We start from the raw sequence: 15,422 nt of genomic DNA on the forward strand, positions 1-15,422 counted from the left end.
CTGTTTGGGGCCGCTTCGCAGCCCAACGGGGGCAAGCCCCCTCGCCACAAGATCAAAAGCGCTCAGGCCGGCCTGGCCTTCAACGCCCTGCGCAACGCCATCAAGAGTTTCAGAATGTCCTGCGGATCCAGCCGTTGCGGCGGTGGTTCGTCTGCCATGTTCTCGTCCTTGTGAGGTGTTGGCCGGGAGTCTGGCCAAAAGTGGTTCGTCCTTGGAGTTGTGTTTCGAAAAAAAGATCCTTCCTACGGCGCAAGGGAAAATAGACGTCTTCCCTCATCCCGGCAAATCACGCGCCGTTCAATCCGGCCAATACCATGCCGGCTCATCCAGCATGCGCTGGCCCACGATCCCGGTCTGGCCAAGATTTTTCTCCAGCACGATGCAGTTGCAGTCCGGGTCCTCCTGCAACGCCGAAATCAAGCGCCGGGCATGGGACACCACCCACACCTGGCACTGTGCCGAGGCACGGATGATCAAGCGTGCCAGCGCCGGCAGCAGATCCGGATGCAGGCTGGTTTCCGGCTCGTTCAGCACCATCAGTGTCGGCGGCCGTGGCGTCAGCAGTGCCGCGACCAGCAGCAGGTAACGCAAGGTTCCGTCCGAAAGCTCGGCGGCTGACAGCGGCCGCAACAGACCTTCCTGAAAGAATTCGATGGCGAAGCGTCCACCGGGCAGAGGGTCGATATTCAACCGAGCGCCGGGGAAGGCGTCGCTGATCGCCGCCCGCAAGGCGTCGGGATCGCCGATTTCGATGATCGTCTGCAAGGCCGCCGCCAGGTCGCGTCCGTCGTGATGCAGCACCGGCGTGCGAGTGCCCAATTGCGGTTGACGCGCCGGGGCGTCGGCATCGCTGCGAAAATGATCGTAAAAGCGCCAGCGGCGGATGAACTCGCGCATCTCCAGCACTTCCGGTGAACCACGCAGGCTGCCGACCTGATCGAACAGGCTGTCGAACGTCGGCGTGTGCTGCGCCAGCACATCCCACTTGCGCTCGGCGCGGGCGCGGATCATCGGGCCGTCACGATCGACCAGCAGACTGGCCGGGCGGTAGAACGCGCCTGCCCACAGGCATTCGCGTTTGATCTGCGGGTCGAGGCTGAAATAGGACGGTGTCGGCGTGCTGCGTCCGGGCAGCATGAAATGGCCGTTGGAATCGGGAAGGCCGAGGCTGATCGAGTAGCCGAAATCCTCTCCCGCAAACCCCAGGCGCAGGCGCTTGACGCCTTGGCGCACGGTGGGTTCGATGGCGACTTCGCCGGTGCGCATGCGCCGGGAGAGGGTTTCCGGGCCGGCCCAGAAGGTCGAATCCAGCCCGCCTTCACGGGCCAGGGCATTGACCACGCCGCCGTGGGCGGTTTCCGCCAGCAGGCGCAGCGCACGGTACAGGTTGGACTTGCCGCTGCCGTTGGGGCCGGTGATCAGATTCAGTCGGCCCAGCGGGATCACCAGTTTGTTGATCGAGCGGTAGTTGGCTACCGCGAGCGTGTTGAGCATGTGGGTTCCTGTGGCGGGGTCGAGCGAGGCCCATTGTCCGGTACGGGCAGGTGTCTGGCGCAAGTGTTTTGGACGTAAGGCAGGGTGAATTTTTTCTTCATAAGACGCTCGTGCAAGGTTCCTGTCCTGTTCTAAGCTCTCTGTCGTGCTGTAAATGAAAAAGGCCAAGGAGTTTGCATGGTGGTTCCCGGATTCAAAGTAGTCATGGCCTTGAGTGTCGTCACCCTGCTGACGGCTTGCGACGAGAAAAAACCCGTGCAGGAATTCCTGCCACGGGTGTTCGTGCAAGTCGTCAAGCCGGCGGACTACGCGGCCCCGGTTACCCTCACCGGCGATATTCAGGCGCGGGTACAGACGGAGCTGTCTTTCCGTGTGGGTGGCAAGATCATCCAGCGTTCGGTTGATGTCGGCGATCGAGTGACCGCCAAGCAAGTGTTGGCCCGGCTCGATCCCAAGGACTTGCAGAGCAACGTCGACTCGGCCCAGGCGCAAGTGGCTGCCGAACAGGCGCGGGTGAAGCAGAACGCGGCGGCATTCGTACGCCAGCAAAAACTCCTGCCCAAGGGTTATACCAGCCAGAGTGAATATGACTCGGCCCAGGCCGCCTTGAACAGCAGCCAGAGCGCCTTGAGCGCTGCCCAGGCGCAGTTGGCCAATGCCAAGGATCAGTTGAGCTATACGGCGCTGATCGCCGATGCACCGGGGATCATTACCGAGCGTCAGGCGGAAGTCGGCCAGGTGGTTCAGGCGACGATGCCGATCTTCAGCCTGGCCCGTGACGGCGACCGCGATGCGGTGTTCAACGTTTATGAATCGCTGCTGGCCGAGAAGCCGAGCGATGACACCATTGTCCTGAGCCTGCTCGACAACCCGGCGATCAAAACCACCGGCACCGTGCGCGAAATCACCCCGGCGGTGTCAGCGCAATCCGGTACCGTGCAGGTCAAGGTCGGCCTCAACAGTCTGCCCGACGGCATGCAATTGGGCTCGGTGGTGAGTGCCACAGCCAGGGGGTCGGGCAAGTCGGTCATCGAGTTGCCGTGGTCGGCGCTGACCAAAAACATCAGTGAACCCGCTGTCTGGATTGTCGACGACAAGGGCAAGGCCCAGTTGCATTCGGTCACTGTCGGCCGCTACCTGACCGGCAAGGTCATCATCAGCGGCGGGTTGAAAGACGGCGACAAAGTCATCATCGCGGGTGGTCAACTCTTGCACCCCGACATGGACGTCGAGATTGCCGAAAACACTTACAAGGATCTGACGTGGGGAGCCAAGCCATGAAGCCTTTATGGGCGTTGTCCATCGGGCTGGTGCTGAGCGCCTGTTCCAAAAGCGAACCACCGCCGGAACCGGTACGGCCGGTGCTGTCGATCAAGGTCCAGACCTTGAACGAAGAGGACCTGGGCCGCTTCGCCGGCAGCATCCAGGCGCGCTATCAAAGCGATACCGGCTTCCGCGTGGGCGGGCGGATCGCCAGCCGTAACGTCGATGTCGGCACCGAGGTGGAGAAGGGGACGCTGCTCGCCACCCTCGATCCTTCCGATCAGCAGAACCAATTGCGCTCGGCCCAGGGCGACCTGGCGAAAATCCAGGCGCAACTGATCAATGCCAAGGCCAGTGCCCAGCGTCAACAGGCCCTGTTCGATCGCGGGGTCGGCGCGCAAGCGCAACTCGACGCGGCCAACACGGACCTGAAAACCACCCAGGCTTCCCTCGATCAGGCTCGGGCGGCCGTCAACCAGAGCAAAGACCAATTGGGCTACACCGAGCTGCGCGCCGACCATAAAGCCGTGGTCACCGCGTGGAGCGCCGAGGCCGGACAAGTGGTGACGGCGGGTCAACAAGTGGTGACCCTGGCCCAACCGGACATCAAGGAAGCGGTGATCGACCTGCCCGATACCCTCGTTGACCAGTTGCCCAGCGATGTGGTGTTTCAGGTCGCTGCGCAACTCGATCCGAGCATCAACACCACCGCCGTCATCCGTGAAATCGAACCCCAGGCTCAAAGCGCGACACGCACCCGTCGCGCCCGGCTGACCCTGGCCGAAACGCCACAGGGCTTCCGCTTGGGCACGGCCATCAGCGTCACCCTGAGTTCGGCGATCAAGCCGCGCATCGAGTTGCCAGTCACCGCGCTGCAGGAGGTCGATGGCAAGCCGCGCATCTGGGTGATCGATGCACAGAGTAAAACCGTCTCCCCCCGCGACATCACCGTGATCAGCCGCACCGACAGCACCGTGGTGCTGGCCGGCGGCGTGAAGAACGGCGAGCGGGTGGTCAGTGCCGGTGTCAACAGCCTCAAGCCGGGGCAGAAAGTGAAATTCGACGAGGACAGTCAATGAAAGGGCCTTTCAACCTCTCGGAATGGGCCCTCAAGCATCAGTCGTTCATCTGGTATCTGATGTTCGTCGCGTTGCTGATGGGTGTGTTCTCGTATTTCAACCTGGGGCGCGAAGAAGACCCGTCGTTCACCATCAAAACCATGGTGATCCAAAGCAAATGGCCGGGGGCGACCCAGGAGGAAACCCTCAAGCAGATCACCGACAGGATCGAGAAAAAGCTCGAAGAGCTCGACTCCCTCGACTACGTGAAAAGCTATACGCGCCCCGGCGAATCGACGGTGTACGTGTACCTGCGCGACACCACCAGTGCCAAGGACATCCCGGAAATCTGGTACCAGGTGCGCAAGAAGATCAACGACATCAGATACCAGTTCCCGCAGGGCATACAGGGGCCGTCGTTCAACGATGAGTTCGGTGACGTCTTCGGGTCGATCTACGCCTTCACCGCCGACGGCCTGACCCTGCGTCAGTTGCGCGACTACGTGGAACAGGCGCGCATGGAGATTCGCGGTGTGCCGGGGCTGGGCAAGATCGAAATGGTCGGCCAACAGGACGAAGTGCTGTACCTGAACTTCTCCACGCGCAAACTCGCCGCGCTGGGCATCGATGAGCGTCAGGTGGTGCAGAGCCTGCAATCCCAGAACGCCGTGACCCCGGCGGGTGTGATCGAGGCCGGGCCGGAGCGGATTTCGGTACGCACGTCTGGGAAGTTCGCTTCGGAGAAAGACCTGGCCGAGGTCAACCTCAAGCTCAACGACCGCTACTATCGCCTGGCCGACATTGCCGAAATCCGCCGCGGTTACGTCGACCCGGCCTCGCCGGAATTCCGCTTCAACGGCAAACCGGCCATCGGCCTGGCGATTGCCATGCAAAAGGGTGGCAACGTCCAGGCATTCGGCAAGGCCTTGCACGCCCGTATAGACGAGTTGACCGCCGACCTGCCGGTGGGCGTCGGCATTTACAACGTGTCCGACCAGGCCGTGGTGGTCGAGGAGGCCGTCGGCGGCTTTACCAGCGCGCTGTTCGAGGCGGTGGTGATCGTGCTGCTGGTCAGCTTCGTCAGCCTTGGTGTGCGCGCCGGGCTGGTGGTGGCCTGCTCGATCCCGCTGGTACTGGCGATGGTGTTTGTATTCATGGAGTACAGCGGCATCACCATGCAGCGGATTTCCCTCGGTGCACTGATCATCGCCCTCGGTCTGCTGGTGGACGATGCGATGATCACCGTAGAGATGATGGTCACGCGCCTGGAATTGGGCGAGACCAAGGAGCAGGCGGCGACCTTCGCCTACACATCCACGGCGTTCCCGATGCTCACCGGTACGCTGGTGACGGTGGCGGGCTTCGTGCCGATCGGTTTGAACGCCAGCTCGGCCGGTGAATACACCTACACCCTGTTTGCGGTGATTGCCTGCGCGATGCTGGTGTCGTGGGTGGTGGCGGTTCTGTTTGCGCCGGTGATCGGCGTGCACATTCTCAGCACCAAAGTGAAACCCCATGAAGGCGAACCTGGGCGCATCGGCAAGGCGTTCAACGGCGGGCTGCTGTGGTGCATGCGCAATCGCTGGTGGGCCATCGGCATTACGGTGCTGTGTTTTGTGCTGGCGTTGTTTTGCATGCGCTTCGTGCAGAACCAGTTCTTCCCGTCTTCGGACCGGCCGGAAATCCTGGTGGACCTGAACCTGCCGCAAAACGCCTCGATCGACGAAACCCGCCGGGCTGTCGATCGTCTCGAGGCCACGCTCAAGGACGACCCGGACATCGAGCGTTGGAGCACTTACATCGGGCAGGGCGCCATTCGCTTCTATCTGCCACTGGACCAGCAACTGCAGAACCCCTTCTACGCGCAGTTGGTGATCGTCAGCAAAGGCCACACCCGTGAGGCCATGATGCAGAAGCTTCGCGAGCGCTTGCGCAACGACTTCGTCGGCATCGGCAGTTATGTCCAGGCACTGGAAATGGGTCCGCCGGTAGGGCGTCCGATCCAGTACCGGATCAGCGGCAAGGACATCGACCAGGTGCGCCGACATGCCATCGACCTGGCCACGGAGCTGGACAAGAACCCGCATGTGGGCGAGATCATCTACGACTGGAACGAACCGGGCAAAGTGCTGCGCATCGACATCGCCCAGGACAAGGCGCGGCAGTTGGGGCTGTCTTCCGAGGATGTGGCCAACCTGATGAACGGCATCGTCAGCGGCCAGTCGGTGACCCAGGTCGATGACGACATTTACCTGATCAACGTGGTCGGTCGTGCGGTGGATTCCGAGCGCGGAACGCCGGAAACCCTGCAGAACCTGCAAATCGTCACGCCGAACGGCACGTCGATTCCGCTGCTGGCGTTCGCCACGGTGCGCTACGAACTGGAGCAACCGCTGGTGTGGCGTCGCGATCGCCTGCCGACCATCACCATCAAGGCGGCGATCCGCGATGAGATCCAGCCGACCGACCTGGTGAAAATCCTCAAGCCGTCCATCGACGCGTTCGCTGCCAAACTGCCGGCGGGCTACAAGGTCGCCACCGGTGGTACGGTGGAGGAAAGCGGCAAGGCCCAGGGCCCGATTGCCAAGGTTGTGCCGCTGATGCTGTTCCTGATGGCGACCTTCCTGATGATCCAGCTGCACAGCGTACAGAAGCTGTTCCTGGTGGCCAGCGTCGCGCCGCTGGGGCTGATCGGCGTGGTGATCGCGCTGGTGCCGACGGGTACGCCCATGGGCTTCGTGGCGATCCTCGGGATTCTCGCGTTGATCGGTATCATCATCCGTAACTCGGTGATCCTGGTGACCCAGATCGAGGAGTACGAGCAGAAGGGCTATGCGCCGTGGGATGCGGTGGTACAGGCCACAGAGCATCGACGTCGGCCGATCCTGCTGACCGCGGCGGCGGCGAGCATGGGGATGATCCCGATTGCCCGGGAAGTGTTCTGGGGGCCGATGGCCTACGCGATGATCGGCGGGATCGTCATCGCCACCTTGCTGACGCTGCTGTTTTTGCCGGCGCTGTATGTGGCCTGGTACAAGATTCGCGAGCCGAAGAAAGAGGCTGTTTAAAAAGCGAGCGCTTCGCGCTCATCGCGAGCAAGCTCGCTCCCACAGGTGTACGCGGTCAACTGTGGGAGCGAGCTTGCTCGCGATGGCGTCGGGACTGACTACACAGCTTTACGCCACACACTCGCCAACCAAGGCTGCTGCTCCCGCGGCAGCCCTGCCGGCCGGTAGTAATGCTCAAGCTCCTCAAACCCCGCCTCGGTCAACAATTGCTGCCAGGCCGCCAGGTCGTGATACGACCCATAACGCGGCCCGTTCCAGCCTTCCTGATTCTCGCCACGGGGATTGGAACTGAACAACACCCCGCCCGGTTTCAACGTTCCCCACAACTGCTTCAACACCCGCGGCAACTCCTGACGCGGAACATGAAACAGCACCGCGTTGGCAAAAATTCCGTCGAAGCGCTCGGCCGGCAGATCAAGCTTCAGGAAGTCTTGCTGCCATACCTCGCACCCGCTGTCCTCGCGGGCCATCTGCGCGAATTTTTCCGAACCGTCGAGGCCGACGGCCTTGTGGCCTATACGGGTGAACGCCTGCAAATCACGCCCCGGCCCGCAGCCGAAATCGAGAATGTCGAAAGGCGCATCGCCCTGAATATGCCGCAACAGGGCATCGATGTTCTGGCTGACGTCGTGATCTCGCGTCCCTTCACGGAAACTTTCGGCCACCGCGTTGTAGTGGCCCAGGGTCGTGGTGGTGATCTGTTCGAGGTCGATGGGTGTTTGTTTCATGGTCGGCTGCGCAGGCAATTTGGATTCACCGAATATACGCCATGGCGCCGGGGGCTGCTGCGCAGCCCATCGCGAGCAAGCTCGCTCCCACAGATATCCACGGTCAACTGTGGGAGCGAGCTTGCTCGCGATGGGGTGGCATAGACAACCGATGATTAAAGTCAGACTCAGCCCTTTTTCATCCCCAAACACTCGATGGAGTGATCCACCATCGCCTTGGCAATCTCCAGCAAATGCCAGATCGAGTACACCATCGCCCGGTCGGCCCCCTTGAGCTGGTCGCCACACTGATACGCCGTCACCGAAGCACAACGCAGGAGATCGGCGACATAGAGTTGGGTGTCTTCGAAGCTCACGTCCTTGCTGACGTTGTAGAAGCGCATTTCATCGGGTGCTGCGGGTTGCTTGCCGGTGAGGTGGAAATCGATGGCGCGGTAGAGCGCTGAGCGATCCCTGAGCGGGTCTTCGGTGGAGGTTTCGGGGGGATCGGGAACGGATTTTTCCATGAGTGTTACTCCTATTGCTGCATGGGAGCCATCACTTATCGCCTACTAAACGATTGGGTGGCGGCTGTACGCAGGTTAGTAGGCCGGTCAATAGGAAAACCGGTGCACCCGAAGGTACCCCACGCACAGCCACCATATTCTGCATGCGGCAAAATTTGCCGGACATGAGCATGGAATCGCTATGCGCCTATTGTTCCGGGCTACTAAACCCGATCACTGATGAGCAGTGACGGACCGAGACTAGCCACCGAATTTGGCAGGCGCAAGCGAGCGAAATGATCTAGGAAATGTCCTGCAAAGGAAAGGGAACGAGCCTGCAAAATCGCTGATTTCCCTGTACGAAAACTTACCTCCGAAGACCAATGATGACCTGTGGCAAGGGCGCTTTTGTGGCGAGGGGGCTTGCCCCCGTTCGACTGCGCAGCAGTCGTAAAACCAGCGGCCTCGTTTTTTCTGACACACCTTATGGAATGGTTTTAGGGCCGCTTCGCGCCCCAACGGGGGCAAGCCCCCTCGCCACAAAGAGTGTTCACAACATGCCTACCGCTTGTTGAGGCCCCGAGCCAACCGATCCCCACCCAACTGAATCACCGCCACCAACGCCACCAGCAACACAATCACCGTCAACATGATCTGGCTATCAAACCGCTGATACCCGTACCGATACGCTATATCCCCCAACCCGCCCGCACCAATCGCCCCGGCCATGGCCGACGAGTTGATCATCGTCACCAGGGTAATGGTGAACCCGCCGACAATCCCCGGCAGTGCTTCCGGCAACAACACATGCCAGACGATGTGCCAGCGCCGGCAACCCATGGCTTGCGCCGCTTCGATCAACCCATGATCGACCTCGCGCAAACTGACCTCGGCAATGCGCGCAAAGAACGGCGTGGCTGCGATGGTCAACGGCACCACGGCCGCCCAGACGCCGTAAGTGGTGCCGACGATGAGCCGGGTGAACGGAATCAACGCCACCATCAAAATCAGGAAAGGAACCGAGCGAAACAGGTTCACGAACGCACCCAAAACGCGGTTCAGCGCCGGGGCTTCGTAGATGCCGCCCTTGGAGCTGGTGACCAGGATCACCGCCAGCGGAATGCCTGCCAACAGCGCGATCAGCGACGACACGCCAACCATCAGGAACGTGTCGATAAAACCCTGCAGCAAGCGATCAAACCACATAGCCCAATACCTCCACCTGTTGCGCCCAATGGCTGGCGCGTTGACGCAATTCTTCGGCACCGAGGGGGGAGCCCGAAACCGCCAACAGCAGCTGTCCAAGGGCATGGCCCTGGATCCGTTCCACGCCGCCTTGCAGCAATCGCACGCGGCCACCGAGGGCGCTGAACAGTGCCGCCAGGTCCGGTTCGTCGCGCTGGTTGCCGGTGAACTGCAAGCGCAGGACAACGGCTGCATCCGGGGCGTTCGATTGCGGCTGCAAACGGCTTTGCAACTCTTCCGGCAGTGCGTGTTGCAACGGCGCCAGCAACGTCTTGCTGACCTCATGTTGTGGATTGCCGAAGACTTCCCACACCGGGCCTTGCTCGACGATCCGCCCGTGTTCGAGGACGACTACGCGATCACAGATCTCGCGGATCACCGCCATCTCGTGGGTGATCAGCACGATGGTCAGGCCCAGGCGTTGATTGATCTCGCGCAGCAGGCCGAGGATCGATTGCGTGGTCTCCGGGTCCAGTGCCGAGGTGGCTTCGTCGCACAGCAGGATTTGCGGGTCATGCACCAGCGCCCGGGCAATGCCCACGCGCTGTTTCTGCCCACCGGACAACTGCGCCGGGTAAGCCTTGTGTTTGGCCTGCAAACCGACCAGTTCCAGCAGCTCACGGACCTTTTGCTCGCGTTGTTCCCTGGGCACGCCGGCGACTTTCAGCGGCAACTCGACGTTCTGCCAAACGGTCTTGGCCGACATCAAATTGAAGTGCTGGAAGATCATGCCGATGCGCCGACGCAGCGCCACCAGGCGGTCTTCGTCGAATTCGCCGATATCGACCTGATCGATCAGTACCCGACCGCTGCTCGGTTGCTCCAGGCGATTGATGGTGCGAATCAGCGACGACTTGCCGGCGCCGCTGCGACCAATGATGCCGAACACTTCGCCGCGCTGGATCGCCAGGTCGATGCCGTGCAACGCGGCCACCGGTCCTTGTTGGCCGTTGTAGGTTTTGCCCAGGCCGATGAAGCGCACGTGGGCATGGTTGAGTTCGGGATGCAGCTCGGTGCGCTCGGCGCTTTGCGGCTCTGGATTCTCCAGTCGCCGTTGGATGGCGGCGGTCATGCTCAGCTTTCCCAACCGGCTTGGTAGAGCTTGCCGTGAGCCTTATCCAGTGCGGCGCGCACTGCGGGTGAGTGCTGGTAGATGTCGACGAACTTGATCAGGCGCGGGTCGGTTTTGCTCTTCGGCTGGATCACGAACTGAATCACGTACTCCTTGTGATCGAGGCCGTCGAACAGCAGCGCGGAGCCCGCGTCGAAGGTTTTCGACAAGCGAATGTAGGCCGGATAGCCCTGCACCAGATCGGCATCGTCATAGGCGCGTACCAGTTGCACGGCTTCGACCTGGAGGATCTTGATGTTCTTCGGGTTGGCGATGATGTCTTCTTCGGTGGCTTTGTAGCCGACACCAGGCTTGAGGGTGATCAGGCCGGCCTTGGCCAGCAGTTGCAAGCCTCGACCGCTGTTGATCGGGTCGTTGGCGATGGCCACGCTGGCGCCTTGCGGCAGTTCGTCGAAGCTTTTGTATTTCTTCGAGTAGAGGCCGACGTTGTTGATGATCCCCGGCGCGAACGGCACCAGGTCGAAACCCGAGGCGGCCTTGGCGTTTTCCAGGAAGGGGATGTGCTGGAAGTAGTTCACGTCGATGTCGCCGGCGGCGAGGCTGACGTTCGGCGCGATCCAGTCGGTGAACTCCACCAGCTCGACTTTCAGGCCTTGCTTGGAAGCCTCTTCGACGGCGGCTTCAAGGGGAATGGCGAAGGCGGCGGTGGTGCCGATTTTCAGCGGCGCGTCGGCGGCGAAAACCGCAGAGCTGAACAGGCCGAGGGCCAAGGCCAGTGCTTTGACTGGGTGAGAGAGGTATTTCTTTTTCATGATGGGTTATCCAGTCAGTGCATTAAGTTTGTGGTGTCTGTTCGGGCCTCATCGCGAGCAAGCTCGCTCCCACATTTGGAATGCATTCCCCTGTGGGAGCGAGCCTGCTCGCGAAGCTTTTTAGCGGCGGTAAGCCGAGCCCGTATGTTGCTCAGGCAGATGCGCCTCCTGCTGAAACAGCTTTTCGCGCAAGGTGCCACTGTCATAAGCCGTCTTGTACGACCCCCGCCGTTGCAACTCGGGGATCACCAGCTCGATGAAATCCTCATAGCTTTCCGGGGTGACGATGCGGGTCAGGTTGAAGCCATCCAGCCCGGTTTCGGCGATCCACGACTCCAGCTCATCCGCCACTTGCTGCGGTGAGCCGACCACGGTGATGTAACGGCCACCGAGGGCGTGTTGCTCCAGCAATTTGCGCCGGGTCCAGTCGTTGTTTTGCAGGTGTTTGGTGGCGGACTGGATCGCGTTGCTCTTCACGTACTGGATCGGCTCGTCGATTTCATATTGGGAAAAATCGATCCCGGTGGACGCCGAGAAATGCGCCACGCCGGCCTCGGCACTGGCGTAGCTCAGGTACTCGGCGTGCTTGGCCCAGGCCAGTTCTTCGGTGGCGCCGACGATCACGTTCAGGCCCATGAACACCTTGATGTCCTCGGGATTGCGCCCGGCTTCGACGGCACTGGCACGGACCTTGTCCACCTGCACCTTGGTCGATGGCTTGTTCTGGCCACTGATGAACACGCACTCGGCATGCCGCCCGGCGAACAGCAAACCGCGATCCGAACTGCCGGCCTGGAACAGCACCGGTGTGCGCTGGGGCGAGGGTTCGCAGAGGTGATAACCCTCGACCTGATAGAACTCGCCCTTGTGCTCGACCTTGTGCACTTTCTCAGGCTGCGCATAGATCCGCTGCTGTGGATCGTTCAGCACCGCGCCGTTTTCCCAGCTGCCTTCCAGGAGCTTGTAGAGCACCTCCAGGTACTCGTCGGCCTGGTCGTAGCGACGGTCATGCTCGACCTGTTCGCTCAGGCCCATGGCCTTGGCGGCACTGTCGAGGTAGCCGGTGACGATGTTCCAGCCGACCCGGCCACGGCTGAGGTGATCCAGCGTCGACAGGCGTCGGGCGAACAGGTACGGCGCTTCGTAGGTGAGGTTGGCGGTCAGGCCGAAACCGAGGTTGTTCGTCACCGCGGCCATGGCCGACACCAGCAACAGCGGGTCGTTGACCGGCAGCTGGATCGACTCTTTCAACGGCACGTCCACCGAGTTCTGGTAGACGTCGTAGACCCCGACGATGTCGGCGATGAACAGGCCGTCGAACAGCCCGCGCTCGAGCAATTGCGCCAGTTCGGTCCAGTATTCGATCGTGTTGTAGCGGGTGGACGTGTCGCGCGGGTGCGTCCACAAACCGTGGTTGATGTGCCCGATGCAGTTCATGTTGAAGGCATTGAGCAGGATCTTCTTTTTAGCCATTCAGATGGTCCCCCGCAGTGGCGGGTTTTCATCGTTGAGGTAGTAGTTGCCCACGGCGTGGTACTTCCAGCGCACCGGATCGTGCAGGGTGTGCACCCGGGCATTGCGCCAGTGACGGTCGAGGCCGTGTTCGATCAAGGTCGCCTGACTGCCGGCCAGTTCGAACAGCGTGTTGCCGGCGGCCAGGGAGATTTCGGTGCTCAGGGCACGGGCTTCGGCGACGGCAATCGACGCGGCTGCGACGGTCTCGGCCTGGGTGTCGGCCTGGGCCTTGTCGAGGTATTCACCGGCACGCTCCAGCAGTGCCTCGGCAGCGTGCAGGCGAATGCTCAGGTGGCCGAAGCTCTTGAGGGTCAGCGGATCGTCCGTGGCTTTTTCGTGGGTGGCGTCGATCCATGGCCGGGTTTTGCTGCGCACGAAGTGCAGCGCGTCTTCATACGCGGCGCGGGCGATGCCGGTGTCGATGGCGGCATGGAGAATCTGCGCCAGCGGGCCGACCGGGGTCGGGCGCTCGAAAGCGCTTTGAAAGGGGATGACATCTTCGGCCGCGACGTAGACATCTTCGAACACCACCGAACCGCTGCCGGTGGTGCGCTGGCCGAAGCCGCTCCAGTCGTCAATTACGGTGAGGCCCTTGCTGTTGCGCGGGACGAATGCCAGTTGCTGCACGCCGTTTTCATCCACCACCGAGGTGGGAATGCGCTGGGCGTAAATCGCACCGGTGGCGTAGAACTTGCGGCCATTGATGCGATAGCCGCTGCCATCGCGGGTCAGGCTGGTGATGCGATCGTGGGCGGTTTTGGTGCCGAGTTCGGCGAGAGCGTTGCCGAAGCGCTGGCCGGCCAGCACTTCGGCATAAAGACGTTTTTTCTGCTCATGGCTGCCGTTCACGCGCAGCACTTCGAGGGCATAAAAATGGTTCTGCGGGATTTGCCCCAGCGAGCCGTCGGCCTGGGCGATCAGGGCGATGACCTTGGCCAGGGTGACGTTGGAAACACCGGCGCCGCCATATTCCTTTGGCACGCTGATTCCCCACAGGCCCGAGCGGGAAAACACTTCCAGTTCCGGGTGTGGCAAGCGGCGCTCGCGGTCGCGCAGGGCGCTGTCACGTTTGAAATCTTCGGCCAGATCGCTGGCGACAATCAGGGCTTGCTCATCGCTGGTGATGACCGCGACGTGTTGAGAAATGCTCATGTGCTTCTCCAGATGTCTGGTCGTTAAATCCAGGAATGACGATTAGGCAGCGTGCCGTTGAGGCGATAGGCGCCGATGGCGTGGTATTTCCAGCGCACCGGATCGTGCAGCGTGTGCACCCGGGCATTGCGCCAGTGGCGGTCGAGGTTGAATTCGGCGAGGGTGGCGCGGCTGCCGGCCAGTTCGAACAGCTTTTCGCTGGCCTGCAACGAAATTTCGGTGGTCAGCACTTTGGCTTCGGCCACGGCAATCGAGGCGCGGGCGGCGGACTCGGCAGAGAGCGGTGCGGCGCTGACTTCATCGAGCACCTGCCCGGCCTTGCGCAGCAGCGCTTCGGCGGCGTGCAGTTCGATTTTCAGCTTGCCGATATCGGCGATCACGTACAGGTCATCGCTGGCCCGCTCGACCTTGGCGTCGATCCACGGCCGGGCGCGGGTTTTCACGAAGTCGATGGCGTCGTCGATGGCGCCCCGGGCGATACCGGCGTCGATGGCCGCCTGAATCAGTTGGGAGACGGCGCCCTGGATGTTCGGCGTGTCGTTGATCCGCCAGTTATCCACCACCAGTTCGAGATCGACCTGCACGTTGTTGAGCAAAATCGTGCCGCTGGCGGTGGTGCGCTGACCAAAGCCGGACCAGTCATCGACGATGCGCAATCCCGGCGTGCCGCGACGGATGAACGCCAGCACTTGTTTGCCGTCGTCGTTCAATGCCTTGACCGCCACCCAATGGGCGAACAGTGCACCGGTGGAATAGAACTTCTGGCCGTTGAGGACGCCGTCAGCGGTGATGCGCGCTTTCAGTTCCAGAGTATTTTTGGTGCCGCGTTCCGGCCCGGCATTGCCGATGCGCCAGCCATCCAGGACGCTTTTGAACAGTTGCCTTTTCTGCGCTTCGGTGGCGCTGCCGAGGATCAGGTTAAGAATGCCGAACTGGTTTTGCGGGATCTGCCCAAGCGCCGGGTCGGCGGCGGAAATGATCGCGAAGACCTCGGCCAGGGTGACGAACGAAACCTGTGGGCCACCGTACTCGCGAGGGATGGAAATGCTGCCCAGTCCGCTGCGGGTGAACTGTTCGATTTCAGACCATGGGAGCTTGCGCAACTGGTCACGCTTGGCCGCTTGCAGGCGCGCGACGTGCGCCAGTTCGTGGGCTGCCTTGATGGCTTGGGCGTCGTTGCGCAAGATTTGTGCGGGCAACAACAACGGGGCGATGTCCAGGTCACTCTGGACGATTGCATCTGCCAGACTGGACATCAGTGCCACTCCTTGGCTGCTCGCAATGCCCTGGCGATCTGCACTGGGGTGATTGTGTTCCGGACCATACCTACCTCACATCTTATGGAAGCGCCGCTTGTGGCCGCGCATGAAAACAAGAATGTCCGGTGGTCCGGTGTATATACCCTAAACGTGTATAAATATTTTATGAACTAACTTTTAGGAATATAGATAGAAGGGTGGCAATGGCGCTGTCGCCAAGATCGCAGCCTTCGGCAGCTCCTACAGGGTTTATGCCTTAACCCTGTAGGAG

Annotated in this window: 12 protein-coding genes; 3 read left to right on the forward strand and 9 right to left on the reverse strand. The window is 61.4% G+C overall.

What is annotated here, in order from left to right:
* Window positions 1-297 precede the first annotated feature (297 nt).
* Window positions 298-1,494, reverse strand: coding sequence for an AAA family ATPase (locus AC07YV_RS25365; protein ID WP_102701886.1), 1,197 nt, complete (start codon window positions 1,492-1,494; stop codon window positions 298-300).
* A 177-nt stretch (window positions 1,495-1,671) separates the two neighbouring features.
* Between AC07YV_RS25365 and AC07YV_RS25370 the strand changes: the two genes are divergently transcribed.
* Genes AC07YV_RS25370 through AC07YV_RS25380 form a run of 3 tightly spaced genes read left to right on the forward strand, consistent with a single transcriptional unit; the run spans window position 1,672 to window position 6,883 of the window.
* Window positions 1,672-2,775: an efflux RND transporter periplasmic adaptor subunit gene (locus AC07YV_RS25370; RefSeq protein ID WP_102701885.1), complete on the forward strand. Its 1,104-nt coding sequence runs from the start codon at window positions 1,672-1,674 to the stop codon at window positions 2,773-2,775.
* Complete coding sequence (locus AC07YV_RS25375) at window positions 2,772-3,836, forward strand: efflux RND transporter periplasmic adaptor subunit (protein ID WP_102701884.1); 1,065 nt, start codon at window positions 2,772-2,774, stop codon at window positions 3,834-3,836. The genes AC07YV_RS25370 and AC07YV_RS25375 overlap by 4 nt, the downstream gene beginning before the upstream one ends.
* Complete coding sequence (locus tag AC07YV_RS25380) at window positions 3,833-6,883, forward strand: efflux RND transporter permease subunit (protein ID WP_102701883.1); 3,051 nt, start codon at window positions 3,833-3,835, stop codon at window positions 6,881-6,883. The genes AC07YV_RS25375 and AC07YV_RS25380 overlap by 4 nt, the downstream gene beginning before the upstream one ends.
* Window positions 6,884-6,981: 98 nt before the next feature.
* Here the strand turns inward: AC07YV_RS25380 and AC07YV_RS25385 are convergent, their stop codons facing one another.
* From AC07YV_RS25385 to AC07YV_RS25420, 8 genes are all read right to left on the reverse strand, one after another.
* Window positions 6,982-7,611, reverse strand: coding sequence for a class I SAM-dependent methyltransferase (locus tag AC07YV_RS25385; protein ID WP_102701882.1), 630 nt, complete (start codon window positions 7,609-7,611; stop codon window positions 6,982-6,984).
* Between the two features lie 167 nt (window positions 7,612-7,778).
* Window positions 7,779-8,117, reverse strand: a complete 339-nt coding sequence (locus tag AC07YV_RS25390; protein WP_102701881.1) for a DUF6124 family protein — start codon at window positions 8,115-8,117, stop codon at window positions 7,779-7,781.
* A gap of 540 nt (window positions 8,118-8,657) precedes the next feature.
* On the reverse strand, window positions 8,658-9,302 hold the full coding sequence (locus AC07YV_RS25395; RefSeq protein ID WP_102701880.1) for a methionine ABC transporter permease: 645 nt from the start codon (window positions 9,300-9,302) through the stop codon (window positions 8,658-8,660).
* Window positions 9,292-10,413: a methionine ABC transporter ATP-binding protein gene (locus AC07YV_RS25400; RefSeq protein WP_102701879.1), complete on the reverse strand. Its 1,122-nt coding sequence runs from the start codon at window positions 10,411-10,413 to the stop codon at window positions 9,292-9,294. Before AC07YV_RS25400 ends, AC07YV_RS25395 begins: the two co-directional genes overlap by 11 nt.
* A 2-nt stretch (window positions 10,414-10,415) precedes the next feature.
* Entirely contained in the window at window positions 10,416-11,225 is an 810-nt protein-coding gene (locus tag AC07YV_RS25405) for a MetQ/NlpA family ABC transporter substrate-binding protein (protein ID WP_102701878.1), read from the reverse strand.
* A gap of 120 nt (window positions 11,226-11,345) precedes the next feature.
* The gene (locus AC07YV_RS25410) at window positions 11,346-12,698 is read right to left on the reverse strand and encodes an LLM class flavin-dependent oxidoreductase (protein ID WP_102701877.1); all 1,353 of its coding nucleotides are present in this window, start codon (window positions 12,696-12,698) and stop codon (window positions 11,346-11,348) included.
* Entirely contained in the window at window positions 12,699-13,892 is a 1,194-nt protein-coding gene (locus AC07YV_RS25415) for an SfnB family sulfur acquisition oxidoreductase (RefSeq protein ID WP_102701876.1), read from the reverse strand.
* 23 nt (window positions 13,893-13,915) lie between these two features.
* Window positions 13,916-15,148 carry an SfnB family sulfur acquisition oxidoreductase gene (locus tag AC07YV_RS25420; RefSeq protein ID WP_102701875.1) on the reverse strand — a complete coding sequence of 411 codons (1,233 nt, stop codon included), beginning with the start codon at window positions 15,146-15,148 and terminating at the stop codon, window positions 13,916-13,918.
* Between the last annotated feature and the right edge of the window lie 274 nt (window positions 15,149-15,422).

Source organism: Pseudomonas sp. GW456-E7, assembly GCF_059424105.1.

Coding starts and splice junctions, on each gene's coding strand:
- AC07YV_RS25365 (WP_102701886.1), bottom strand. CDS start 1,494: ATGCTCAACACGCTCGCGGTAGCCAACTACCGCTCGATCAACAAACTG.
- AC07YV_RS25370 (WP_102701885.1), top strand. CDS start 1,672: ATGGTGGTTCCCGGATTCAAAGTAGTCATGGCCTTGAGTGTCGTCACC.
- AC07YV_RS25375 (WP_102701884.1), top strand. CDS start 2,772: ATGAAGCCTTTATGGGCGTTGTCCATCGGGCTGGTGCTGAGCGCCTGT.
- AC07YV_RS25380 (WP_102701883.1), top strand. CDS start 3,833: ATGAAAGGGCCTTTCAACCTCTCGGAATGGGCCCTCAAGCATCAGTCG.
- AC07YV_RS25385 (WP_102701882.1), bottom strand. CDS start 7,611: ATGAAACAAACACCCATCGACCTCGAACAGATCACCACCACGACCCTG.
- AC07YV_RS25390 (WP_102701881.1), bottom strand. CDS start 8,117: ATGGAAAAATCCGTTCCCGATCCCCCCGAAACCTCCACCGAAGACCCG.
- AC07YV_RS25395 (WP_102701880.1), bottom strand. CDS start 9,302: ATGTGGTTTGATCGCTTGCTGCAGGGTTTTATCGACACGTTCCTGATG.
- AC07YV_RS25400 (WP_102701879.1), bottom strand. CDS start 10,413: ATGACCGCCGCCATCCAACGGCGACTGGAGAATCCAGAGCCGCAAAGC.
- AC07YV_RS25405 (WP_102701878.1), bottom strand. CDS start 11,225: ATGAAAAAGAAATACCTCTCTCACCCAGTCAAAGCACTGGCCTTGGCC.
- AC07YV_RS25410 (WP_102701877.1), bottom strand. CDS start 12,698: ATGGCTAAAAAGAAGATCCTGCTCAATGCCTTCAACATGAACTGCATC.
- AC07YV_RS25415 (WP_102701876.1), bottom strand. CDS start 13,892: ATGAGCATTTCTCAACACGTCGCGGTCATCACCAGCGATGAGCAAGCC.
- AC07YV_RS25420 (WP_102701875.1), bottom strand. CDS start 15,148: ATGTCCAGTCTGGCAGATGCAATCGTCCAGAGTGACCTGGACATCGCC.